Source organism: Xylanimonas ulmi (genome assembly GCF_004216535.1).
In the GTDB taxonomy this organism is placed as follows: Bacteria; Actinomycetota; Actinomycetes; order Actinomycetales; family Cellulomonadaceae; genus Xylanimonas; species Xylanimonas ulmi.
Genome location: NZ_SGWX01000001.1, coordinates 2,226,291 through 2,249,179 on the forward strand (window position 1 = coordinate 2,226,291; position 22,889 = coordinate 2,249,179).

General features: G+C 72.5%; 19 protein-coding genes. 14 read left to right on the forward strand and 5 right to left on the reverse strand.

Annotated features, from left to right (window positions below):
- Positions 1-175: 175 nt before the first annotated feature.
- Complete coding sequence (locus tag EV386_RS10405; protein WP_130414738.1) at positions 176-1,225, reverse strand: 4-hydroxy-3-methylbut-2-enyl diphosphate reductase; 1,050 nt, start codon at positions 1,223-1,225, stop codon at positions 176-178.
- Between the two features lie 74 nt (positions 1,226-1,299).
- Between EV386_RS10405 and xseA the strand changes: the two genes are divergently transcribed.
- Both xseA and EV386_RS10415 read left to right on the forward strand, forming a co-directional pair.
- On the forward strand, positions 1,300-2,535 hold the full coding sequence (gene xseA, locus EV386_RS10410; RefSeq protein WP_242607913.1) for an exodeoxyribonuclease VII large subunit: 1,236 nt from the start codon (positions 1,300-1,302) through the stop codon (positions 2,533-2,535).
- 76 nt (positions 2,536-2,611) lie between these two features.
- A complete protein-coding gene (locus tag EV386_RS10415) occupies positions 2,612-3,613 on the forward strand; it encodes a bile acid:sodium symporter family protein (RefSeq protein WP_242607914.1) in 1,002 nt (333 codons plus the stop codon).
- An 18-nt stretch (positions 3,614-3,631) separates the two neighbouring features.
- Here EV386_RS10415 and EV386_RS10420 read toward each other — a convergent pair whose 3' ends face one another.
- The gene (locus tag EV386_RS10420; protein WP_130414745.1) at positions 3,632-5,251 is read right to left on the reverse strand and encodes an ABC-F family ATP-binding cassette domain-containing protein; all 1,620 of its coding nucleotides are present in this window, start codon (positions 5,249-5,251) and stop codon (positions 3,632-3,634) included.
- Between the two features lie 115 nt (positions 5,252-5,366).
- Between EV386_RS10420 and EV386_RS10425 the strand changes: the two genes are divergently transcribed.
- The 4 genes from EV386_RS10425 (at position 5,367) to EV386_RS10440 (ending at position 8,956) form a co-directional block, all read left to right on the forward strand.
- Positions 5,367-6,299, forward strand: a complete 933-nt coding sequence (locus tag EV386_RS10425) for a carbohydrate kinase family protein (protein WP_130414747.1) — start codon at positions 5,367-5,369, stop codon at positions 6,297-6,299.
- Positions 6,300-6,329: 30 nt separating this feature from the next.
- Complete coding sequence (locus EV386_RS10430; RefSeq protein ID WP_130414749.1) at positions 6,330-6,614, forward strand: exodeoxyribonuclease VII small subunit; 285 nt, start codon at positions 6,330-6,332, stop codon at positions 6,612-6,614.
- 41 nt (positions 6,615-6,655) lie between these two features.
- Entirely contained in the window at positions 6,656-7,345 is a 690-nt protein-coding gene (locus EV386_RS10435) for a carbonic anhydrase (protein WP_242608088.1), read from the forward strand.
- A gap of 198 nt (positions 7,346-7,543) precedes the next feature.
- Positions 7,544-8,956, forward strand: coding sequence for a class II fumarate hydratase (locus tag EV386_RS10440; RefSeq protein ID WP_130414753.1), 1,413 nt, complete (start codon positions 7,544-7,546; stop codon positions 8,954-8,956).
- Between the two features lie 147 nt (positions 8,957-9,103).
- On the opposite strand, the gene EV386_RS10445 is transcribed toward EV386_RS10440, so the two are convergent.
- The gene (locus EV386_RS10445; RefSeq protein ID WP_130414755.1) at positions 9,104-9,748 is read right to left on the reverse strand and encodes a TetR/AcrR family transcriptional regulator; all 645 of its coding nucleotides are present in this window, start codon (positions 9,746-9,748) and stop codon (positions 9,104-9,106) included.
- Positions 9,749-9,938: 190 nt separating this feature from the next.
- On the opposite strand from EV386_RS10445, the gene EV386_RS10450 reads away from it, so the two are divergent.
- The 6 genes from EV386_RS10450 (at position 9,939) to EV386_RS10475 (ending at position 17,670) form a co-directional block, all read left to right on the forward strand.
- Complete coding sequence (locus EV386_RS10450; protein ID WP_130414757.1) at positions 9,939-11,621, forward strand: ABC transporter substrate-binding protein; 1,683 nt, start codon at positions 9,939-9,941, stop codon at positions 11,619-11,621.
- A gap of 100 nt (positions 11,622-11,721) precedes the next feature.
- Positions 11,722-12,570 (forward strand): ABC transporter ATP-binding protein, encoded by an 849-nt coding sequence (locus EV386_RS10455; protein ID WP_130414760.1) that lies wholly within the window; start codon positions 11,722-11,724, stop codon positions 12,568-12,570.
- Positions 12,567-13,361, forward strand: a complete 795-nt coding sequence (locus tag EV386_RS10460) for an ABC transporter ATP-binding protein (protein WP_130414762.1) — start codon at positions 12,567-12,569, stop codon at positions 13,359-13,361. Before EV386_RS10455 ends, EV386_RS10460 begins: the two co-directional genes overlap by 4 nt.
- The gene (locus EV386_RS10465) at positions 13,358-14,350 is read left to right on the forward strand and encodes an ABC transporter permease (RefSeq protein WP_130414764.1); all 993 of its coding nucleotides are present in this window, start codon (positions 13,358-13,360) and stop codon (positions 14,348-14,350) included. Before EV386_RS10460 ends, EV386_RS10465 begins: the two co-directional genes overlap by 4 nt.
- Before the next feature lie 3 nt (positions 14,351-14,353).
- On the forward strand, positions 14,354-15,412 hold the full coding sequence (locus EV386_RS10470) for an ABC transporter permease (protein ID WP_130414766.1): 1,059 nt from the start codon (positions 14,354-14,356) through the stop codon (positions 15,410-15,412).
- Positions 15,409-17,670, forward strand: a complete 2,262-nt coding sequence (locus tag EV386_RS10475) for an exo-beta-d-1,3/1,6-glucosidase (protein WP_130414768.1) — start codon at positions 15,409-15,411, stop codon at positions 17,668-17,670. Before EV386_RS10470 ends, EV386_RS10475 begins: the two co-directional genes overlap by 4 nt.
- A gap of 72 nt (positions 17,671-17,742) precedes the next feature.
- Here the strand turns inward: EV386_RS10475 and EV386_RS10480 are convergent, their stop codons facing one another.
- On the reverse strand, positions 17,743-19,113 hold the full coding sequence (locus EV386_RS10480) for an RNA 5'-3' helicase PhoH2 (protein WP_130414770.1): 1,371 nt from the start codon (positions 19,111-19,113) through the stop codon (positions 17,743-17,745).
- 306 nt (positions 19,114-19,419) lie between these two features.
- On the opposite strand from EV386_RS10480, the gene EV386_RS10485 reads away from it, so the two are divergent.
- Both EV386_RS10485 and nhaA read left to right on the forward strand, forming a co-directional pair.
- Positions 19,420-19,836, forward strand: a complete 417-nt coding sequence (locus tag EV386_RS10485; protein WP_130414772.1) for a pilus assembly protein CpaE — start codon at positions 19,420-19,422, stop codon at positions 19,834-19,836.
- Positions 19,837-19,927: 91 nt separating this feature from the next.
- Entirely contained in the window at positions 19,928-21,292 is a 1,365-nt protein-coding gene (nhaA, locus tag EV386_RS10490) for a Na+/H+ antiporter NhaA (RefSeq protein WP_130414774.1), read from the forward strand.
- On the opposite strand, the gene EV386_RS10495 is transcribed toward nhaA, so the two are convergent.
- The gene (locus EV386_RS10495; protein WP_130414776.1) at positions 21,253-22,755 is read right to left on the reverse strand and encodes a helix-turn-helix transcriptional regulator; all 1,503 of its coding nucleotides are present in this window, start codon (positions 22,753-22,755) and stop codon (positions 21,253-21,255) included. The two genes, nhaA and EV386_RS10495, sit on opposite strands and share 40 nt — an antisense overlap.
- Positions 22,756-22,889 lie beyond the last annotated feature (134 nt).

Sequence of the window (22,889 nt, forward strand, 5' to 3'; positions counted from 1 at the left end):
CTGTCGAAACCACCCACCCCGGTGGTTGAGCCTGTCGAAACCACCCACCCCGGTGGTTGAGCCTGTCGAAACCACCCACCAGGTCTCGACAAGCTCGACCAGCGGCTCGCGCTCGACCGGCGGCTCGCGCTCGACCGGCGGCTCGCGCTCGACCGGCGGCTCGCGCTCGACCGGCTCAGGCGCCGGCCGGGGCCCTGCGCGGGCGCTTGTCGTCGCGGCCGGCCGCCTTGAGCCCGGCGCGCAGCTCGCGCGGCAACGAGAACATGAGCTCTTCGGTCGCGGTGCGAACCTCCTCGACCTGCCCGAACCCGTGGCCCTGCAGATGCGCGATGACGTCCTGCACAAGGATCTCGGGCACCGACGCCCCGGACGTCACGCCCACCGTCGTCGCGCCGAGCAGCCACTCGTCCTGGATCTCGGCAGCGCGGTCCACGCGGTACGCGGAGCCCGCGCCCGCCTGCAGCGCGACCTCGACGAGCCGCACCGAGTTCGACGAGTTCGCCGAGCCCACGACGATGACGACGTCAGCCTCGGGCGCCAGCTTCTTGACGGCGACCTGCCTGTTCTGCGTCGCGTAGCAGATGTCGTCACTGGGCGGGTCCTGCAGCGAGGGGAACCGCTCGCGCAGCCGACGCACGGTCTCCATGGTCTCGTCGACCGAGAGCGTCGTCTGCGAGATCCACACGACCTTCGCGGGGTCGCGCACCACGACCTGGTCGACCTCGTCGGGCGAGTTGACCACCTGGACGTGGTCGGGCGCCTCGCCCGCCGTGCCCTCGACCTCCTCGTGGCCGGTGTGACCGATCAGCAGGATGTCGTAGTCGTCGTTCGCGAACCGCACAGCCTCCTTGTGCACCTTGGTCACCAAGGGGCAGGTCGCGTCGATCGTGGCGAGGCTGCGCGCGGCGGCGGCGTCGCGCACCGCGGGTGAGACGCCGTGGGCCGAGAACACGAGCCGGGCGCCCGGCGGCACCTCGTCGGTGTCGTTGACGAAGATCGCTCCGCGCTCGCGCAGCGTCTCGACGACGTGCTTGTTGTGCACGATCTCCTTGCGCACGTACACCGGAGCGCCGTACGTCTCAAGCGCCTTCTCGACGGCGACGACGGCGCGGTCCACGCCGGCGCAGTAGCCGCGGGGCGCGGCGAGAAGCACGCGCTTGACGGGGGCCGCGGTGGCGGCCTCGGCGGCGGCGTCGGCTCGGGTCTGGTGGGGGGCAGGGGTCACAGCCACCAGTCTAGGAGCGCGTGTGTGAAGACCCGGTGCCCGCGATGTCGGGGGCATGGGGCACCCTGGGGCAGGTGAGCACCGCACCCACCGCCGCCGCACCCCTGACGAGTCCCGAGTCGCCGTGGTCGGTCGCGGTCGTGTCCGAGAAGGTGCGCGGCTGGATCGCGCGCTTGGGCGACGTGTGGGTCGAGGGCCAGGTCGTGCAGTTCCGCGAGCGCCCCGGCGCATGGATGCAGTACCTGACGCTGCGCGACGTCGACGAGAAGGTCTCGCTGACGGTCTCGGTGCTCTCCTCGGTGCTGCGGGACAGCACGGCGACGATCCAGGAGGGTGCGCGCGTCGTCGTGCACGCCAAGCCCGACTTCTACAAGGTCAACGGCTCGTTCACGCTGCGTGCCGCGCAGATCCGCGCGGTGGGCGTGGGCGAGCTGCTCGCGCGCATCGAGCACCTGCGCCGCGTGCTGGGCGCCGAGGGGCTGTTCGACGACGCCCGCAAGGCGCCGCTGCCGTTCCTGCCGCGCGTGGTGGGCCTGGTCACGGGCCGCAACTCGGACGCGAAGCACGATGTGATGAAGAACGCGCAGGCCCGCTGGCCGCAGGTGCGCTTCGAGGTCCGGGAGGTGGCCGTCCAGGGCGCGAGCGCCGTGCGCGAGGTCAAGGGCGCGATCGCCGAGCTCGACGCGCTGGGCGAGGTCGAGGTGATCGTGGTGGCGCGCGGCGGCGGCGCGCTGGAGGACCTGCTGCCGTTCAGCGACGAGTCCCTGGTGCGTGCGGTCGCGGCGTGCCGGACGCCGCTGGTCTCGGCGATCGGCCATGAGCAGGACTCCCCGCTGCTCGACCTGGTCGCCGACGTGCGCGCCTCGACGCCCACGGACGCGGCCAAGCGCGTCGTGCCCGATGTCGCCGAGGAGCGCCGTCGCGTCGAGCAGGCGCGTCGCACCATGCGCCACGCGGTGCGCGCGCGCCTGGACCGCGAGCAGCACGGGCTCGACGGCGTCCGCTCGCGCCCGGTGCTCGCGCGCCCGCTGTCGATGGTCGAGCACCGCGAGCGCGACGTCGCGCAGACCGTGCGGCACGCCCGCCACCTGCTCAACGCGGCGCTGCTGGCGGCGTCGGGCGAGGTCGGGCGGCTTGAGGCGCAGGTGCGCGCGCTGTCCCCCGCCTCGACGCTGGAGCGCGGCTACGCCGTCGTGCAGCGCGCCGACGGGCATGTGGTCCGTGAGCCTGACGACGTCGCCGCGGGGGCGCGTGTGCGGCTGCGGCTCGCGCGGGGCGAGGTCGGCGCGACGGTCGACGCCCGGCCCTGAGCGTCCGGGCCGCCGCGTCTCAGGGTCGGAGACGCGCCGACGCCGCCACCGATTGTTGCCGCTAGCATCCGTCGACGTGACGACGACGCGCACCTTCCCCGCCCGCACCCGTGACGACCGGAACGCGGTGTTCGCCGTGACGGTCTTCCCGCTCCTGGTCATCGCCGCCGGCGCGGCGGGCTTCTGGCTCCCGCACACGTTCGCGCCGGTCACCTCGGCGGTGCCGTACCTGCTGGGTGTGGTCATGTTCTGCATGGGCGTGACCCTGACGCCACCAGACTTCGCCCGGATCGCCCGCAGGCCCTGGGTGGTGCTGCTGGGGCTGGTCGCCCACTACGTGATCATGCCGCTCGTCGGCTGGGCGATCGCCCACGCGCTCGGGCTGCCGCCCGCGCTCGCCGTCGGCGTCATCCTGGTGGGCTGCGCTCCCAGCGGCACCGCCTCGAACGTCATGGCGTACCTGGCCAAGGGTGATGTCGCGCTGTCGGTGTCGGTCGCGACGATCTCGACGCTGCTCGCGCCCGTGCTCACCCCGCTCCTGACGCTGTGGCTGGCCGGCCACTACCTGCACGTGCCCGCGGGGGCGATGTTCGTCGACATCGTCAAGACCGTGCTGCTGCCCGTGGTCGCGGGCGTGCTGGTGCGCCTGGTCGCGGCGCGCTGGGTCGACCGCGCGGCCGCCGCGTTCCCGTGGCTGTCGGTCGCGGCGATCGCCGTCATCGTGGCCGCGGTCATGGGCAACAGCGCCGACGCGTTCCGCACGTCGGGGCTGCTGGTCATCCTCGCCGTGGTGCTGCACAACGGGTTCGGCCTGTTCCTCGGGTACCTCGCGGGCCGGGCGGCGCGGCTCGACCAACGCGCCCGGCGCGCCCTCGCGTTCGAGGTCGGCATGCAGAACTCGGGGCTGGCCGCCTCGCTCGCCGCGGCGCACTTCGCCGCGATGCCCGCCGCCGCGCTGCCGCCCGCCGTGTTCTCGGTGTGGCACAACATCTCGGGCGCGCTGACCGCCGCGTGGATGGCGCGCCGGCCGGCGCCTGAGACGGCGCCGGCCCCCGAGCGCGCGACAGCGTCGGTCTGACGTCGACGCGACGCGGCCTCAGCGCGCCCGCTCGACCCGTCGCTCGTCCCACACCGGCTCGCCCGCCTCGCGCACCACGCCGTCGGACCCGAACACCAGGAACCGGTCGAAGGACCGCGCGAACCAACGGTCGTGCGTCACCGCGAGCACGGTCCCCTCGAACGCCTCAAGCCCGTCCTGCAGCGCCTCGGCCGACTCGAGGTCGAGGTTGTCGGTGGGCTCGTCGAGCAGCAGCGCGGTGCAGCCCGACAGTTCGAGCAGCAGGATCTGGAACCGCGCCTGCTGCCCGCCCGAGAGCCGCTCGAACGGCCGGTCGGCCGCGACGGTGAGCTCGTAGCGCCGCAGCGCCGGCATGGCCCGGCCCTTGTCGTGCGCGTGGTCCTCCCACAGGATCTCCAGCAGCGTCCGCCCGATCAGCTCGGGGTGCGCGTGCGTCTGGGCGAAGAACCCGGGCGCCACGCGCGCGCCGAGGCGCCAGGCGCCGTCGTGCGCGACCGGCTCGCCCGCCAACAGCCGCAGGAAGTGCGACTTGCCCGACCCGTTCGACCCCAGCACGGCGACGCGCTCGCCGTAGAACACCTCCAGGTCGAACGGCCGCATGAGTCCGGTGAGCTCCAGCCCCTGGCACGTCACGGATCGCAGGCCCGTGCGCCCGCCGCGCAGCCGCATCGTGATGTCCTGCTCGCGCGGCGGCTCGGGCGGCGGGCCCGCCTCCTCGAACTTGCGCAACCGGGTCTGCGCGGCACGGTAGCGCGAGGCCATCGCGTCACTGTTCGCGGCGGCCTGCCGCAACTCACGCACCAGCCGCACGAGCTGCGCGTGCTTCTCGTCCCAGCGCCGCCGCAGCTCCTCGAACCGCGCGAACCGCTCGCGCCGCGCCTCGTGGAACGTCGCGAACGACCCGCCGTGCACCCAGGCGTCGGCGCCCGACGGCGCGGGCTCGAGCGCCACGATCCGGTCGGCCGCGCGCGCCAGCAACTCGCGGTCGTGGCTGACGAACAGCACCGTCTTGCGCGTCTCGCGCAGCCGCTCCTCCAACCATCGCTTGCCGGGAACGTCGAGGTAGTTGTCGGGCTCGTCGAGCAGCAGCACCTCGTCGGGGCCGCGCAACAGCGCCTCGAGCACGAGCCGCTTCTGCTCACCGCCGCTCAGGGTGCGCACCTCGCGCCATTGCGCGCGCTCGTACGGCACGCCGAGCGCCGCCGTCGCGCACTCGTCCCACAGCGTCTCGGCCTCGTACCCGCGCGCGTCGGCCCAGTCCGCGAGCGCCTGGGCATACGCCATCTGCGCGGCCTCGTCGTCGACCTCCATGACCGCCAGCTCGGCGCGGTCGACGGCGCGCGCCGCGTCGCGCACGCGCGCCGGGGCGACCGTGACGAGCAGGTCGCGCACCGTCGTGGCGTCACGCACCGAGCCGACGAACTGCGGCATCACGCCCAGCCCGCCGCTGACGGCGATCGTGCCCGACGACGGCGCGAGCTCGCCCGTGACCAGCCGCAGCAGCGTGGTCTTGCCCGCCCCGTTGGGCCCGACCAGCGCGGTGACGCTGCCCTCGCCGACCCGGAACGAGACGTCGTCGAGCAGTGTGCGGCCGTCGGGCAGCACGTACTCGACGTGTGCGACCTCCAGATGTCCCATGCCGGGAAGCATCCCCGCTGCCCCCGGGGCGGGGCAACGTCAATGCGTCCGACGCGTCCCGCTCCGTCCACGTGTGCGGCGCGGCGCCGAGGCGATTGACGGCGATGATGAGCGCATGAGTGAGCGGACGCGTGTGGTCGTGGTCGGCGGCTTCGGGGTCGACGTCAATGTCGCCCTGCACGACGGCGCCTGGCCGCTGCCCGACGTCGACACGGTGTTCGCGCACGTGGGCGACCTGAGTTTGGGCCATGCGGGCAGCGGCGTCGCGCTGCAGGCCGCTGCCCTGGGGTGCGACGTCGTCGGGGCCGACGTGGTGGGCGACGACGAGCACGGGCGGTTCGTGCGGCGCGAGCTCGACCGCCGCGGGGTGTGTCCGGTGCTGGTGACCGACCCGTCGGGCACCAGGCGCAGCGTCAACCTGGTGCGCCCGGACGGGCGGCGCCTCTCGCTGCACGACCCGCGCCATCCCGGCGGCCTCACGCCGGACCCGGACCTGTGGCGCCCGCTGCTCGACGCGACTGCCCCAGCGCCCGGCCCCGAGTGGGTCCACGTCGTGATCGTCGACTGGGCGCGGGCGGCGCTGCGTGACGCGCGCGAGCGCGGCCTGCTCACCTCGACCGACCTGCAGGACTGGGACGGGCGCCGCGAGCACCACCGCGACTTCGCGTACGGCGCCGACATCGTGTTCTGCTCGGGCACGAACCTCTCCGACCCCGCGGCGCTCGCCGAGGACGTGTTCGCGCGCGGGGTCGCGCGCGCCGTCGTCGTCACGCGCGGCGCGGCGGGCGCCGTGGTGTTCGCCCGCGGCCGCGAGCCCCTGCATGTTCCGGCCGTGACGCCGCAGGGCCGGGCGATCGTCGACACCAATGGCGCGGGCGACGCGTTCTGCGCGGCGTTCATGACCGCGTCGGTGCGCGGCGCGGACGACGCGCAGGCGGCGCGCCGGGCGGCGGTCGCGGCGGCGTGGTCGGCGAGCTTCCGCGGCACCAACGAGCATCTGATCACCGGCGCCGACCTCGACCGCCTCACACCGCAGGGCCCCGCCTGACGTCGCTGCCCTGACACGGGTGTCGGAGGGATGAGGTTCACTGTGCTGGTGACCTCCAGTCCCGCACCCGACCTGTCCGCTCTGCCCGACCCCGCCGCGATGGGCTACGAGCAGGCCCGCGACGAGCTCGTCGCCGTCGTGCAGCGCCTCGAGGCCGGCGGCGAGCCGCTCGAGGTCTCGCTCGCGCTCTGGGAGCGCGGCGAGGCGCTGGCCACGCGGTGCCAGCAGTGGCTCGACGGCGCGCGTGAACGCCTCGCGAAGGCGACCGGGGCGGGCGCGGCCGGCGCGCCAGAGCCCGACGAGGACGAGGCGTGAGCGTCACCGAGCCTCCTGCGCCGACGGGCGCGATCCCGACCATCCCGGCCCCGGCCGATCCCTCCCCCAAGGTCCCAGCCACGCGCACGCCCGCGGACTCGTGGGCGGCGCTGCGGGCCGGCAACGACCGGTTCGTCCAGGGCGAGCCGCTGCATCCGTCCCAGAGCGTCGACCGGCGCCGTGAGCTGACGGTGTCGCAGCACCCACACACCGTCATCTTCGGCTGCTCGGACTCGCGCGTGGCGGCCGAGCTCATCTTCGACCAGGGCCTCGGCGACGTGTTCGTGGTGCGCACCGCGGGCCACGTGCTCGACACCACCGTGATCGGCTCGATCGAGTACGGCACCGAACTACTGGGCGCCTCGCTCGTGGTGGTCCTCGGGCACGACTCGTGCGGCGCCATCGCCGCGACCGCTCACACGCTGTCCACGGGTGAGCAGCCGCCCGGGTTCGTGCGCGCTGTGGTCGACCGCGTCATCCCGTCGGTCGCGGGCATCACCGCGCGCGCCCGGAACGACGGCGGCGCCGCGCTCTATGACCCCGACACGCTGCGCACCGAGCATGTGCGCCACACGGTCGAGATGCTCAGGGGCTACTCGGCGGCGCTGCGCGAGCGCGTCGAGAGGGGCCAGTTGGCAATCGTGGGCGTCGAGTACGACCTGGCCGAGGGCAGCGCGCGGCTGGTCGAGGTCGCAGGCGACGTCGGTGAGGAGCCGCAGGCGGCGTCCTGAGCCATCCCCACCGCCGATCCCCGCCGTGGTTTCGACAGGCTCAACCACCGCACACCGTCGGTCGAGCCTGTCGAGACCTGCCGTGGTTTCGACAGGCTCAACCGCCGGCGGCCCGTGGTTTCGACAGGCTCAACCACCGCAGGGCGGGCTCCACGGGCGGTTTCGGGCGACTCGGGCGCGTGCGGCACTATGAGCCCTATGACTTCTGACACCGCCGTCGACGCCTTCCGCATCGAGCACGACACCATGGGCGAGGTCCGCGTCCCCGCCCACGCCCTGTACCGGGCGCAGACGCAGCGCGCCGTGGAGAACTTCCCGATCTCGGGCACGCCGCTGGAGCGCGCGCACATCGAGGCGCTCGCCCGCGTCAAGAAGGCCGCCGCGCGCGCGAACGCCGAACTGGGCGTGCTCGACCAGGACGTCGCCGACGCCATCGTCGCCGCGGCCGACGCCGTCGCCGGCGGCGCGTACGACGGCGACTTCCCGATCGACGTCTACCAGACCGGCTCGGGCACGTCGTCGAACATGAACACCAACGAGGTGCTGGCGACGCTCGCCACGCGCAGCCTTGGGCGCGACGTGCACCCCAACGACCACGTCAACGCCTCGCAGTCCTCGAACGACGTGTTCCCGACCTCGGTGCACGTGGCGGCGACGTCGGGCGTCGTCAACGACCTGGTGCCCGCGCTGACGCACCTGGCCCAGACGCTCGGCGCCAAGTCCGAGGAGTTCGCCACCGTCGTCAAGAGCGGCCGCACGCATCTCATGGACGCCACGCCCGTGACCCTGGGCCAGGAGTTCGGCGGCTACGCGGCCGCGGTGCGCTACGGCGTCGAACGCCTTCAGGCGGCGCTGCCGCGCGCGGCCGAGGTGCCGCTGGGCGGCACCGCCGTCGGCACGGGCATCAACACCCCCGCCGGATTCCCGCAGCGCGTCATCGAGCTGCTGCGCGAGGACACAGGCCTGCCGCTGACCGAGGCGCGCGACCACTTCGAGGCGCAGTCGGCGCGCGACGGGCTCGTGGAGCTCTCGGGCGCTCTGCGCACCATCGCGGTGTCCCTGACCAAGGTCTGCAACGACCTGCGCTGGATGGGCTCGGGCCCCAACACGGGCCTGGGCGAGATCTTCCTGCCCGACCTGCAGCCGGGCAGCTCGATCATGCCGGGCAAGGTCAACCCCGTGGTGCCCGAGGCGGTGCTCATGGTGTGCGCGCGGGTGATCGGCAACGACGCGACGGTCGCGTGGGCCGGGGCGTCGGGCACGTTCGAGCTCAACGTGCAGATCCCCGTGATCGCACAGGGTGTGCTCGAGTCGATCCGGCTGCTGGCCAACGCCTCGCGCGTGCTCGCGGACAAGACCGTCGCGGGCATCACGGCGAACGTCGCCAAGGCGCGCGCCTACGCCGAGTCGTCGCCGTCGATCGTCACGCCGCTCAACCGCGTGATCGGGTACGAGGCCGCCGCGAAGGTCGCCAAGCACGCCGTCAAGGAGGGCATGACGGTGCGCGAGGCCGTGGTGGCGCTCGGGTTCGTCGAGCGCGGTGAGGTCACGCAGGCGCAGCTCGACGCCGCGCTCGACGTGCTGTCGATGACGCGCCCGCCGCAGGCCTGACCGCCGCCGCCGCGCTGGTGGTTGAGCCCACCCCCGGTGGTTGAGCCTGTCGAAACCACCACCACGTCCCGGTCGCGTGGTTTCGACAGGCTCAACCACCGGGGCGGGGCGGGTTTCGACAGGCTCAACCACCGGGGCGGGGCGGGCTCAGTCGGCGGGGCGTCGCAGCGGCGTCTCGCGCGGGGTGAGCACCTGCGCGACGATCGCCTCGATGGCGAACTCGCTCGCCTCGGCGAGGTCGACCGCCGTCGGGTCCAGCAGCCATTGAATCTGGAGCCCGTCCATGACGGCGAGGATCGACGCCGCGGCCTTGTCGACCGTCGTCGGCTCGTCGACGCCGGCCTCCTGGCACATGACGCGGAACGCGTGCGCAACCTCGCCGCGCAGGGTCGTGTAGCGCTGCTGGAAGAACGGGCGCGCGGGGTGGTCGTCGGTGACCGACTCCGCGGACAGCACCGCGTACGCCTGGACGATGCCGGCGCGCTGGGCGTTGAGGAACGCCGTGCGCACCAGGTGGCGGAACAGGTCGGCGCCGTCGGGGATGTGGTGCTCGGGCAGGGCCTCGACGTCGGTGGCGTCACGGTACTGCAGCACCTCGAGAAGCAGGGCGTTCTTGGACCCGAAGTGGTGCAGGATGCCCGCGTGGGTCATGCCGACCTGATCGGCGATCTCCGTCAGCGGCCCCTTGTTGTAGCCCTTGGCGCCGAATGTCGCCATCGCCGCCTTGAGGATCTCCTCACGGCGCGCCACCGTCTGCGGGCGTGTCCGACGCTCTGACCTGCTCACACTCATCGATCCACCTTGTCTGTCGGGCGCCGCCACCCGCCATCCGGCCACGGTGACCGAACTGTGACGTCCATTCTCGCGCATCGGGCTGTTGAGGTTACTGACTGGACGGTAACCTTTCACACACAGCGCGCTCGACGGTGAGAGGCTCCCGGGCCCTCCGGGCGCCGCGCCCACATCTCGATGAGGAGTTGACATGAGGTCGAAGATCCCTGCCGCGGTGGCGTCCGCCACCGTTGCGGCCCTTCTCCTGGCCGCCTGCGGAGGCGGAGACGACGGAGCCGCCGACGGCGGCGGAGGCGGTGGTGGCGCCACGGCCGGCGCCCCGCTCACCATCGCCAAGCCGGACGGAGCGATCACCACCGAGTCCAACAACCCGTGGGTCGCCGACGCCTCGGCGATGCGGCTCGGCTACATCAACGCGATCCTCGAACCCCTCGGGATCGTCAACCTGATCAACCCGTCGGACCCCATCCAGCCCTGGCTCGCGTCAGAGCTGACGTGGAACGACGACTACACCCAGCTCACGGCGACGGCCCGCGACGGCGTCACCTGGTCCGACGGCGAGGACTTCACCGCCGACGACATCGCCTACACCTACCAGCTCATCCTCGACAAGCCCGAGCTGAACACCGCCGCGCTCCCGCTCGAGAGCGTCACCGAGGACGGCGACCAGGTCACGCTCACGTTCACCGACTCGGTGTTCGTCAAGCAGGACAAGGTGCTGCACCGCGCCATCGTCCCCAAGCACTACGTCGAGACGCTGTCCGACCCGTCGACCGACCCGATGCTCGACCTGGTCGGCACCGGCCCGTACGCGCTGTCGCAGTTCACCACCCAGTCGGTCGAGCTCCAGGCCCGCGACGACTACTGGGGCGGCGACCTGGCCGTGCCGACGCTCTACTACGTCTCGTACAACGACAACACGGCCCTGGCCACGGCGCTGGCCAACGGCGACGCCGACTGGGCGCAGGCGTGGCTGCCCAACCGCCAAGAGGCGTTCCTCGACCACGACCCCGACCACAACATCTTCTGGGCGCCGTCCGGCCTCGCGTTCGACGGCCTGTACGTCAACACCACCGAGAAGCCGTTCAACGACCCCGCGTTCCGTAGGGCCGTCAACATGGTCATCGACCGCCACAAGTACCAGCAGATCGCCCGTGAGGGCGGCGTCCCCGAGATCACGTCGGTGACCGGCCTGCCCACCCCGGCCGGCGACCCGTTCATCTCCGAAGAGTTCAAGGGCGTCGAGTTCTCCGTCGACGTCGCGGGCGCCACGAAGGTCCTTGAGGACGCCGGCTACACCGGCGTCGGCACGGCCCTGGTCGACCCCGACGGTGAGCCCGTCACGTTCGACCTGTCCGTCCCCCAGGGCTGGTCCGACTACGTCACCGGCATCTCGCTCATCGCCGACGACGTCAAGGCGCTCGGCGTCACCGCGACGCTCACCACGCCCGACGCCGACACCTGGTGGGCCAACAAGTCCAACGGCGAGTTCGACGCGATCCTGCACTGGACCGACACGGGCATGACGCCGTACGACATCTACTCCAACACGATGGACGCCCGCTGGCTCAAGCCCATCGGCGAGGCCGCCGACTACAACTTCGGCCGCTTCGACTCGCCTGAGGCCACCGCGGCCCTCGACGAGTTCGCCAACGCCACCTCCGACGACGAGCGCGCGAGCGCCCTCGCCACGGCGCAGAGCATCTTCGTCAACGAGGTCCCGGTCATGCCGATCGCCTCACGTCCGTTCATCACGCAGTTCAACACCCGCAACTACGTGGGCTGGCCGTCCGACGACGACCCGTACATCAACGCGGACCCGACGCAGCCGACGTCGGTGCTCATCCTCACGAAGCTCAAGCCCGCGAGCTGAGCCCGACCCGACCCGTCCACCGAGGTGGTGGGGCCGCTCGCGGCCCTTCCCGAGGCGCCGCGCGCGGCCCCACCACCCGTCCCGAAACGGAAAACCCCTTGTGACCAGTGAGAACGTGCTCACGGTCCGCGACTTCAGCGTGGTGTACGACGTCGACCCGCCCGTGGAGGCGGTGATCGACGTGTCCCTCGACCTGGTGCGCGGAGAGATCCTCGGCCTGGCCGGCGAGTCCGGCTGCGGCAAGACCACCCTGGCGTACGGCGTCCAGCGCCTGCTCAAACCGCCCGCCGTCATCACCTCCGGCTCGGCCGTCTTCCACGACGAGGGCGGCGCCGACATCGACCTGCTGGCCCTCGACGAGCGCTCGCTCCAGCGCTTCCGGTGGGACAAGGTCTCCATGGTGTTCCAGGGCGCGATGAACGCCCTGAACCCGGTGCTGTCGATCGGCTCCCAGCTCGCCGACGTCTTCGAGGCGCACCGCCCGCAGATGCCGCGCGAGGAGCGCGCCGAGGAGTGCGCGCAACTGCTCGACATCGTGGGCGTGGGCCGCGCCCGCCTGCGCTCCTACCCGCACGAGCTGTCGGGCGGCATGCGCCAGCGCGTCATGATCGCGATGGCCCTGGCCCTGCGCCCGCAGCTCATGGTCATGGACGAGCCGACGACGGCGCTCGACGTGCTGGTGCAGCGCGAGATCCTGCTGCAGATCTCCGACCTGCGCGAGGAGTTCGGGTTCTCGGTCGTGTTCATCACCCACGACCTGCCGCTGCTGCTCGAGATCTCCGACCGCATCGCCGTGATGCGCGAGGGCCGGATCGTCGAGCTCGACACGGCGTCGAACATCTACCACCACGCGCAGCACGAGTACACGCGCCGCCTGCTCAGCTCGTTCCCGAGCCTGACGGGCGACCGCGGCGCGTTCCTGCGCGCGGGCGAGGCGGCGGCGTCATGAGCACCCTGGAGCTCAAGGGCGTCACCAAGCGCTACCACGTGCGCGGCGCCGGCACGATGCTCGCGCTCGACTCGGTCGACGTCACGATCACCTCGGGGCGGACCGTCGCCCTCGTGGGGCAGTCCGGCTCGGGCAAGTCGACCATCGCCAAGATCATCACCCAGCTCGAGCGGGCGACGTCGGGGCAGGTCCTGCTCGACGGCGCCCCGATCCCGCGGCGCGGCCGCGCGCTGCGCTCCTACCGGCAGCAGGTGCGCATGGTCTTCCAGGACCCGTTCGCGTCGCTGAACCCGTACCACACCATCCGCCACCACCTCGAGCGGCCGCTGCTGCTCGACCGCGTGGTGCCCAAGCGCGAGGTCGAGGACGAGGTGGCGCGCCTGCTCGACGTCGTCCGCCTCGACCCGGGCGCCACCATCGACCGGCGCCCGCACGAGCTGTCGGGCGGGCAGCGCCAGCGCGTGGCGATCGCGCGCGCGATCGCGTCACGCCCGTCGCTGCTGGTCGCCGACGAGCCGGTGTCGATGCTCGACGTGTCGATCCGCCTGGGCGTGCTCAACCTGCTGGCGGACCTGCAGCGCTCCCAGAACCTCGGGGTCCTGTACATCACGCACGACCTGGCCACGGCCCGGCACTTCTCCGACGAGATCCTGGTGCTCAACCACGGCGTCGTCGTCGAGCGCGGACCGTCCGACGACGTCATCCTGCGCCCGCGGCACGAGTACACCCAGGCGCTGCTGGCCGCCTCACCCGACCCCGACAAGCACTTCAGCATGGGGGCGTCCCGATGAACACCCTGCGCTTCTTCGCGCGCCGCACCGCCTTCTACCTGTTCACCGCGTGGGCGGCCATCACCATCAACTTCTTCCTGCCGCGGTTCATGAAGGGCGACCCGATCTCGGCGTACCTGGCCCGCAACCAGGGCCGCGTCTCGCCCGAGGCGGCCGAGTCGCTGCGCATCCTCTTCGGCCTCAACACCGACAAGTCGCTGCTGCGGCAGTACGCCGACTACTGGGGCCTGATGTTCTCCGGCGACCTGGGCCGCTCGCTGTCACGCGGCCTGACCCCGGTGACCGACGTCATCTCGGTCGCCCTGCCGTGGACGATCGGCCTGGTCGGCATCGCGACGATCCTCAGCTTCGTCATCGGCACGAGCCTGGGCGCGCTGGTCGGGTGGCGTCGCGGCTCACGCGCCGACATCTTGGTGCCGATCTCGACGTTCTTCTCGACGGTCCCCTACTTCTGGATGGGCCTGATCGCGATCGCCGTGTTCGCGACCGGGCTGGGCTGGTTCCCGGCCTCGCACGCCTACGGCCGCGGCACGCAGCCGGGATGGAGCCTGCAGTTCGTGGGCGAGGTGATCCAGCACGGCACGCTGCCGGCGCTGACGATCGTCATCGCCTCGCTCGGCGGCTGGATCCTGGGCATGCGCAACATGATGGTCACGATCCTCGACGAGGACTACGTCACGGTCGCGCAGGCCAAGGGCCTGCCGGCCCGGCGCGTGCTGACGCGCTACGCCGCGCGCAACGCGGTCCTGCCGCAGATCCAGTCGTTCGCGCTCGCGCTCGGCTTCATCGTGGGCGGCACGCTCGTCATGGAGCTCGTGTTCTCCTACCCCGGCGTCGGCAAGCTGCTGCTGGACGCCACGAACGCCAAGGACTACCCCCTCATGCAGGGCCTGTTCCTGGTCATCACCCTCACGGTGCTCGTCGCCAACATCCTGGCCGACGTCGCCTACGCCGTCCTCGACCCGCGCACGCGCCAGACGGAGGCCTGAGCCATGACCGCGACCCTCACCTCCGACCAGCCCGTCACCGAGACGGCCCCCCGCCGCCACGGCGCGGCCAGCGCGTTCGCGATGTTCCGCAACGGCAAGTCGATCACCGGACTGGTCATCCTCGCCGTGTTCGTGCTCATGGCGGTGTTCGCGCCGCTCATCACCCGGTTCGACCCGCTCGCGAAGGACTTCCAGGCGCTGCGGCAGCCGCCGTCGGGCACGCACTGGCTCGGCACCACCCACATGGGCGAGGACGTGTTCGCCCAGATCGTCTACGGCACGCGCGGCGTGCTGGTCGTCGGCTTCGCGGCCGGCGTCATCGCGACCATCATCGCCATCGCCATCGGCGTGACGGCCGGGTACGTCACCGGGTGGAAGTCGGAGTCGCTGTCCGCGCTGACCAACGTGTTCCTGGTCATCCCCGGCCTGCCGCTGATGATCATCATCACCTCGCAGCAGAACAACCCGTCGCTCGTGCTCGTGGCCGCCGTCCTGGCGATCACCGGTTGGGCGTGGGGCGGGCGCGTGCTGCGCGCCCAGACGATGTCGCTGCGCAACCGCGACTTCGTCCAGGCCGCGCGCGCCAACGGCGAGCCGCTGTGGCGCATCATCACCGTGGAGATGCTGCCGAACCTCATGGCGATCATCGCCTCGTCGTTCGTGGGGACCGTCACCGCCGCCGTGCTGGGCCTGACGACGCTGGCGTTCATCGGCGTCATCCCGATCACCAACCTCAACTGGGGCACCATCCTGTTCTGGGCGCAGCAGAACGGCGCCTTCCCGAGCTTCTGGTGGTGGTACGTCCCCGCCGGACTGGCGATCGCGCTGCTCGGCGTGGCCCTGTCGCTCATCAACTTCGGCATCGACGAGTACGTCAACCCCCGGTTGCGCTCAGCGGGCGAGCGCGCCCGCGCGCTGCGCAAGCGCGGCCTGAGCACGACGTCGTCGGTCACCCAGGTGCGCGCGGCCCGCGCGGGGACGCCGCCGTCGTCACCGCCGCCGACGACGACGCCGCCCGCCCCGCCCACCGCCGCTTCCGCCACCGAGGAGACGCTCGCATGAGCACCCTGCCGTACCTGGACGCGACCGCGCCCGTCGCTGAGCGTGTGGCCGACCTGCTGGCGCGCATGACGCGCGAGGAGAAGGTCGGCCAGATGCTCCAGCTCGACGCGCGCGAGGGCGTCGAGGACCACATCCTGCGCAAGCACGTGGGCTCGATCCTGCACACCTCGCCCGCGCTGGTGCGCGAGGCGCACGATGTGACCGACCGGACCCGGCTGCGCATCCCGCTGCTGGTGGGTGAGGACTGCATCCACGGCCACTCGTTCTTCGAGGGGGCCACGATCTTCCCGACCCAGCTCGGCATGGCGGCCACCTGGTCGCCCGAGCTCGTCGAGCGCATGGCCCGGGCCACGGCCGTCGAGGTCGCCGCGACCGGCATCCACTGGACGTTCTCGCCCGTGCTGTGCATCGCGCGCGACCTGCGCTGGGGGCGCGTCAACGAGACCTTCGGCGAGGACCCGCACCTCATCGGCGAGCTCGCCTCGGCCGCCGTGCGCGGCTATCAGGGCCAGGGCCTGAGCGACACCACCGCCATCCTGGCCACGGCCAAGCACTTCGCGGGCTACTCCGAGACGCAGGGCGGGCGCGACGCGTCCGAGGCCGACATCTCGCGCCGCAAGCTGCGCTCGTGGTTCCTGCCCCCGTTCGAGCGCGTGGCGCGCGAGGGCTGCCGCACGTTCATGCTCGGCTACCAGACCACCGACGGCGTGCCCATCACCGTCAACGACTGGCTGCTGACCGACGTGCTGCGCGGCGAGTGGGGCTACACCGGCACCCTCATCACCGACTGGGACAACGTCGGGCGCATGGTGTGGGAGCAGAAGGTCCAGCCCGACCACACGCACGCCGCGGCGGCCGCCGTGCGGGCCGGCAACGACATGGTGATGAACACGCCCCAGTTCTTCGAGGGCGCCCTGGCCGCGATCGACCAAGGGCTGCTCAAGGAGTCCGAGCTCGACACGGCGGTCGAGCGCATCCTCACGCTCAAGTTCGAGCTGGGGCTGTTCGAGGACCGCCGCCGCCCCGACCCGGTGCGCATCGCGCAGGTGGTCGGCTCCCACCAGGACCTCAACCTCGAGATCGCGCGCCGCGCCCTGGTGCTGCTGCGCAACGACGGCGCCCTGCCCCTCCTGCCGCCAACGGCGGCTTCGACAGGCTCAACCACCCCACCGCGCCGCATCGCCGTCGTCGGCCCCCTGGCCGACGACGCCCAGACGCAGCTCGGCGACTGGGCCGGCAGCAGCGGCCAGGTCGACTGGCTGCCCGACGGCCACCCGCGCGCCATGATCACCACCGTGCTCGACGGCCTGCGGGCCGCGGTCCCGCAGGGCTGGGCGGTCACCCACGCGCGCGGCGCCGACATCCTCACGCTCGAGCCCGACCCCGCGGGGGCGTTCTTCCCCGACGGGCAGCCGCGCCCGCCCGTCGTCGTGCCCGCGGCTCCGGACGAGGCGCTCATCGCCGAGGCCGTCGCCGCGGCGTCGCAGGCCGACTACGTGGTGGCCGTCGTCGGCGACCGCATCGAGCTGGTCGGCGAGGGCCGCTCGACGGCGACGCTCGACCTGGTCGGCGGGCAGGTCGCCCTGCTCGACGCGCTCGCCGCGACGGGCACGCCGCTGATCGTCGTGCTCCTCGCGTCCAAGCCGCTCGTGCTGCCGCCGGCGGCGCTCAGCGCCGCCGCGCTGGTGTGGGCGGCCAACCCTGGCATGACCGGTGGGCGGGCGATCGCCGAGCTGCTGCTCGGCGACATCGAGCCGACCGGCCGCCTGCCGATCTCGTTCGCGCGGCACGTCGGCCAGCAGCCCACCTACTACAACCAGGTGCGCGGCCAGCACGGGGACCGGTACGCCGACCTCACCCAGGCGCCCGCGTTCGTGTTCGGGCAGGGGTTGTCGTACACCACCGTCGAGTACACGGACCTAGTGGTCGAGACGCCCGAGGTGACGGCGTCGGACGTGGTGCGCGCGCGGATCACGCTGACCAACACCGGCGCCCGGCCCGCGCTGGAGACCGTCCAGGTGTACGTGAGCGACCTGGTCACCTCGGCCTCGTGGGCCGAGCGTGAGCTCAAGGCGTTCACGCAGGTGACCGTGGCCCCGGGCGCGTCGGTCACGGCGTCGATCGAGGTGCCCGCCTCGTCGTGCTCGATCCTCGACGGCGCAGGCGTCCGCGTCGTCGAGCCCGGCGCCTTCGAGCTCCAGGTCGGCCCCTCCTCACGCGCGGCCGACCTGCTCACCGCCCCCTTCACGGTCCGCTGACGTCGACGCCCCACCACCCCGCGTGACGGGTGGTGGGGCGTCGACGTGGCGGGCGGCGTCAGGGCGCCGGGATCACAGCTCCAGGTGTTCGAGCATGTCGGTCACCAGGGCCGCGATCGGGCTGCGCTCCGAGCGCGTCAGGGTCACGTGCGCGAACAGCGGGTGGCCCTTGAGCTTCTCGATGACCGCCGCGACGCCGTCGTGCCGTCCCACGCGCAGGTTGTCGCGCTGGGCGACGTCGTGCGTGAGCACGACCCGCGAGTTCTGCCCGATGCGCGAGAGCACCGTGAGCAGCACGTTGCGCTCCAGGCTCTGCGCCTCGTCGACGATCACGAAGGCGTCGTGCAGCGAGCGCCCGCGGATGTGCGTGAGCGGCAGCACCTCGAGCATCTCGCGGGCGATCACCTCGTCGACCACCTCGGGTGAGACCAGCGCCCCGAGCGTGTCGTAGACCGCCTGCGCCCACGGGTTCATCTTCTCGGACTCGCTGCCGGGCAGGTACCCCAGCTCCTGCCCGCCGACGGCGTACAGCGGCCGGAAAACGAGGATCTTGCGGTGCTGTCGCCGCTCCAGCACAGCCTCAAGGCCCGCGCACAGCGCGAGGGCCGACTTGCCGGTGCCCGCGCGCCCGCCGAGCGAGACGATACCGATCGACTCGTCGAGCAGCAGGTCGATCGCCACGCGCTGCTCGGCCGACCGGCCGTGCACGCCGAACACCTCCTGGTCGCCGCGCACCAGCCGCACCGTCTTGTCGGCGCTCACCCGTCCGAGCGCGGACCCGCGCGGCGAGTGGATCACCAGCCCGGTGTGCACCAGCAGCGGCGAGGCGGCCTCGACGACGGCGGGGTCGAGCTCGGCGATGTCGAGCTCTTGGCGCTCCCACAGGGCCGACATCTGCTCGTCCGAGAGGTCGACGGCGGTCATGCCGGTCCAGCCCGAGTCGACGGCGAGCTCGGCGCGGTACTCCTCCGCGTCGAGGCCGACTGCCGAGGCCTTGATGCGCATCGGCAGGTCCTTGGACACCACGGTGACCCGGCGGCCCTCGGCCGCGAGGTTGGCGGCGACGGCCAGGATCCGCGTGTCGTTGTCGCCCAGCCGGAACCCGGCGGGCAACACCTCGGAGTCGATGTGGTTGAGCTCGACGCGCAGCGTGCCGCCGGCGCCCCCGATGGGCAGCGGGGCGTCGAGGCGCCCGTGCTCCAGGCGCAGGTCGTCCAGGATGCGCAACGCCGAGCGGGCGAAGTAGCCCAGCTCGGCGTGGTGCCTCTTGGCCTCCAGTTCGGTGACGACGACGACCGGTAGGACGACGTCGTGCTCCGCGAACCGGTACAGCGCCCGCGGGTCGGACAGGAGGACCGAGGTGTCGATGACGAAGGTGCGCCGCTCGATCCGGTCAGGATCGTCGGTGGTGGCCTGGGATGTGGCGTTGGTGCTGGTCTCCACGGAGTTGCTCCCTCCGGCGCGGCAGCGCACTCGGTAGGTGTGGCAGGCGGCCGGCCTCCGGCGCGGTGTCGTGCCGCGCGGCCGGTACCGGCCCCCCTGCGCGGAGCGACGACTCCATGGGCTGGCCTCCCGGAGGGCGGCTGGGCGCCGCCCATGGACCCAAACTACGGACCTGTGATTCTCACGACCAGGGCTGCGATGGTGTGTCGCTCATTTGTCACGCATTGTTCATCCGAATCGCGCCGCTGGTGTTCGTCCCGGGCCGTGACCCACGCGCGCCCGGCCCGCGCGGGGCAGCATGGACCCATGACCATCTCGCGCGACGCCGCCGAGCGGTTGAGGGCGGCGGGGCTCCTGTGGCGCCCCCGTGCGGGCGACCGGTTCGCGGTGCTCTCCGACGCGCTGGCCGAGGACGTCTTCACCGTCAGCGACATGGTGGTCGAGCGTCACGACTACGCGAGCGGGACGATCCTCGGCTTCAACGGCACGACCGAGTGGGCGCTCGACTCGGTGCCCGTGGAGGACACGCTGTGGCTGCCGCGCGAGGACCAGTTGCGCGAGCTGCTGGGCCCCGCGTTCCGCAGCCTGGCCCGCTCGACGATGGGGTGGTACCAGGTGCTCGTGGAGATTCCCGGCCACCCGGAGCAGGTCTTCGACTCCGAGAACCCCGCCGACGCCTACGCCGAGGCGCTGCTGACGCTGGTGCGCGCGGCGATCGACTGAGTAGGCTGGCCTGCGGCGAGCCGGGAAGTCTGGTCGGCGGAGCCGGTGGAGGCGCCGGCGGTCCCACCCGTCCCTCCCGCTCGGAGCCGCGATGCCCTCCCTGACCACCGTCTCCCCCTCGCTCGCCCGCGTCAGCCGTTGGGTCTCGCGTGAGGTTCCCGGCGGCATGCTCCTGCTGGGCGCCGCCCTGGTGGGCCTGGTCCTGGCGAACTCCCCGTGGCGCGGCGCCTACGAGGCGGTCTCGGACGCCGTCGTCGGGCCGGGCGCGCTGCACCTCGACCTCACGGTCGCGTCGTGGGCCGCGGACGGGCTGCTCGCGGTCTTCTTCCTCGGGGTGGGCCTGGAGCTCAAGCACGAGCTCGTGGCGGGCTCGCTGCGCAATCCGCGCGAGGCCGGCGTGCCCATGCTCGCCGCGGTGGGCGGGATGCTCGTGCCCGCCGCGGTCTTCGCCGTGGGCGTCACGCTGCTGCACGACGCGCCCGCCCGGCACGGTTGGGCCATCCCCACCGCGACCGACATCGCGTTCGCGCTGGCCGTTCTGGCCGTCTTCGGCAAGGGCCTGCCGGCGGCCCTGCGCACGTTCCTGCTCACGTTGGCCGTGGTGGACGACCTGCTCGCCATCACCGTGATCGCGATCTTCTACAGCGACGACCTGAGCTTCGCGCCCCTGCTGGCGGGCCTCGGCGTCGTGGGCGTCGTCGCCGTCTACGTGCGCTCGCGCAAGCCGCGCTGGTGGGTCTTCGTCCCGCTCGCCGCGACGGCCTGGGCGCTCATGCACGCCTCGGGCGTCCACGCCACGGTGGCGGGCGTGCTGCTGGGGCTCACCGCGCCCGCGCGCGCCCTGCACGGCGAGCGCGAGCCGCGCACGCACCAGTACTCGCGCGCGGTCACTCCCCTGTCGCAGGGCATCGCGCTGCCCGTGTTCGCGTTCTTCGCCGCGGGGGTCAACCTCGTCGACGGCGACGGGCCGGGCGCCATCGCCGGGCAGCCGGTGGTGCTCGCGATCGTCGTGGGCCTGGTCGCGGGCAAGCTGGTGGGCGTGCTGGGCACGACGGCGCTGGTCACCCGCCTGACGCCGCTGCGGCTCGCGCAGGGTGTGGGGCTGCGCGACCTGCTGCCCGTGGGGCTGCTGGCGGGCATCGGGTTCACCGTCGCGCTGCTGGTCTCCGAGCTGTCGTACGGCCCGACGGCGGAGCAGACCGAGGGCGCGAAGCTCGCGATCCTCCTCGGCTCGGCGCTCGCCGCGGTCCTGGGCGCCACCTGCCTGCGCTGGGACGCGCGGGCGGCCCGCAGCGAGGACATGAACCGTGACGGGGTGCCGGACGGCGTCGTCGAGCACATCGGAGACACGGCGGGCGACGCGCCCGCGCACACCCCCGGCGGCCCGGCCGCGGACTCGCCGCAGGCGCGCGCGGCTCAGGAGCCGACGGGGGCGTGCCGCTCCAGGAACTCATAGACCTCGGTCTGGTCCACGCCCGGCATCGCGCCCTGCGGCATGGCGGCGAGCATCGACGCGTGCGGCCGTGCGCTGGGGAACGCCTGCCCGGCCCAGCGCGCGGCGAGCGGGGCGGGCGGGCGCCGGCAGCACGACTCGTCGGGGCAGCGTGACGTCGCGCGCGCCGTCGTCTCGCGCCCCAAGAACCACTTGACCTGCGAGTACGGCACGCCGACCGAGACCGAGAAGAGGCCGTCGGGCGAGTCCTCGACGCGCGAGGTGCACCAGTAGGTGCCGGTCGAGGTGTCGGTGTACTGGTAGTACGGCGCGAGCCGGTCGGGCACCGCGAACACGACGCGCGCCGTCCAGTGCTTGCACACGTACTGGCCCTCGACGGTCCCCAGCGCGTCGGTCGGGAACCGGACGCCGTCGTTCTCGTAGGCCTTGTGGATGACCCCGGACTCATGGATCTTCATGAAGTGCACGGGGATGCCGAGCTGGCGCGTGGCCAGGTTGGTGAACCGGTGCGCGGCGGTCTCGTACGAGACGGCGAACGCGTCGCGCAGGTCCTCGATCGAGATGGCCCGCTGCTCCTTGGCGCCGCGCAGGAACCGCACGGCGTCACGCTCGGGCAGCAGCAGGGCCGCGCACAGGTAGTTGGCCTCGACCCGCTGACGCAGCAGGTCGCGGTAGTCACGCGGCACGTCGTGCTCCAGCACGTGCGAGGCGAGCGCCTGGAGCAGGGCCGAGCGCGCGTCCGAGCGGCCGCGCAGGCCGTCGCTGGGCAGGTACACGCGATGGTGGCGCCGGTCGATCACCGCGCGGGTCGAGTGGGGCAGGTCGGGTACGTAGTGGATCTCGAACCCGAGGTGCGCGGCGAGCTCGCCCGCCTGCCGCTGCGGCAGCGGTCCGCCCCGGTGGCCGATGTCCTCGAGCAGCCGTTGCGCGACGATCTCAAGCTGGGGGAAGTAGTTGTCCTGGTCGCGCATGTCGGCGCGCAGCTCGGTGTTGGCGCGGCGGGCCTCCTCGGGCGTGAGCGCGCGTTCGGTGTGCAGCCGCTCGAGCTCGCGCTGGAGCGTGACGATCGCCTCGAGCGCGTCGGAGGGGAGACTGCGTCCCACACGCACCGGGCGGATCCCCAGGGCGTCGAAGAGGGGGCCGCGCTGGACGCGTTCGAGCTCGATCTCGAGCGCGTCGCGGCGCGTGGGCGGCTGGGGTGACAGGAGGGTGTCGACGCTCGTGCCGAGCGCGCGCGCGACGGCTTGGAGGCGGGCGATGGTGGGCTCGCGTCGACCGTTCTCCAGCAGCGAGACCTGCGACGGAGCCTTGCCGATGGCCGCTGCGAGCTGCTCGAGCGTCAGGCCCCGCTGGGTGCGCAGGTGGCGGATGCGCCGGCCGATGGTGAGCGCGTCCGGCTCGGCGGGCGGCGCCGTCGCGCCCCGCGCCGCGGGTGCGGCGGCTTGTCTCGACGTCGAGTTCACCATGCCCCAGGGTGACACACGCCACAGTTTCCCTCAAGGAGAAGAACCCGGAAACTTCTCCCCCGCAATGCTGGCGGTCGGCCACTCCGAGGGAGGAACGTCGTTCTCACAGGCCGACTGCGACGGAGTCTCACTCC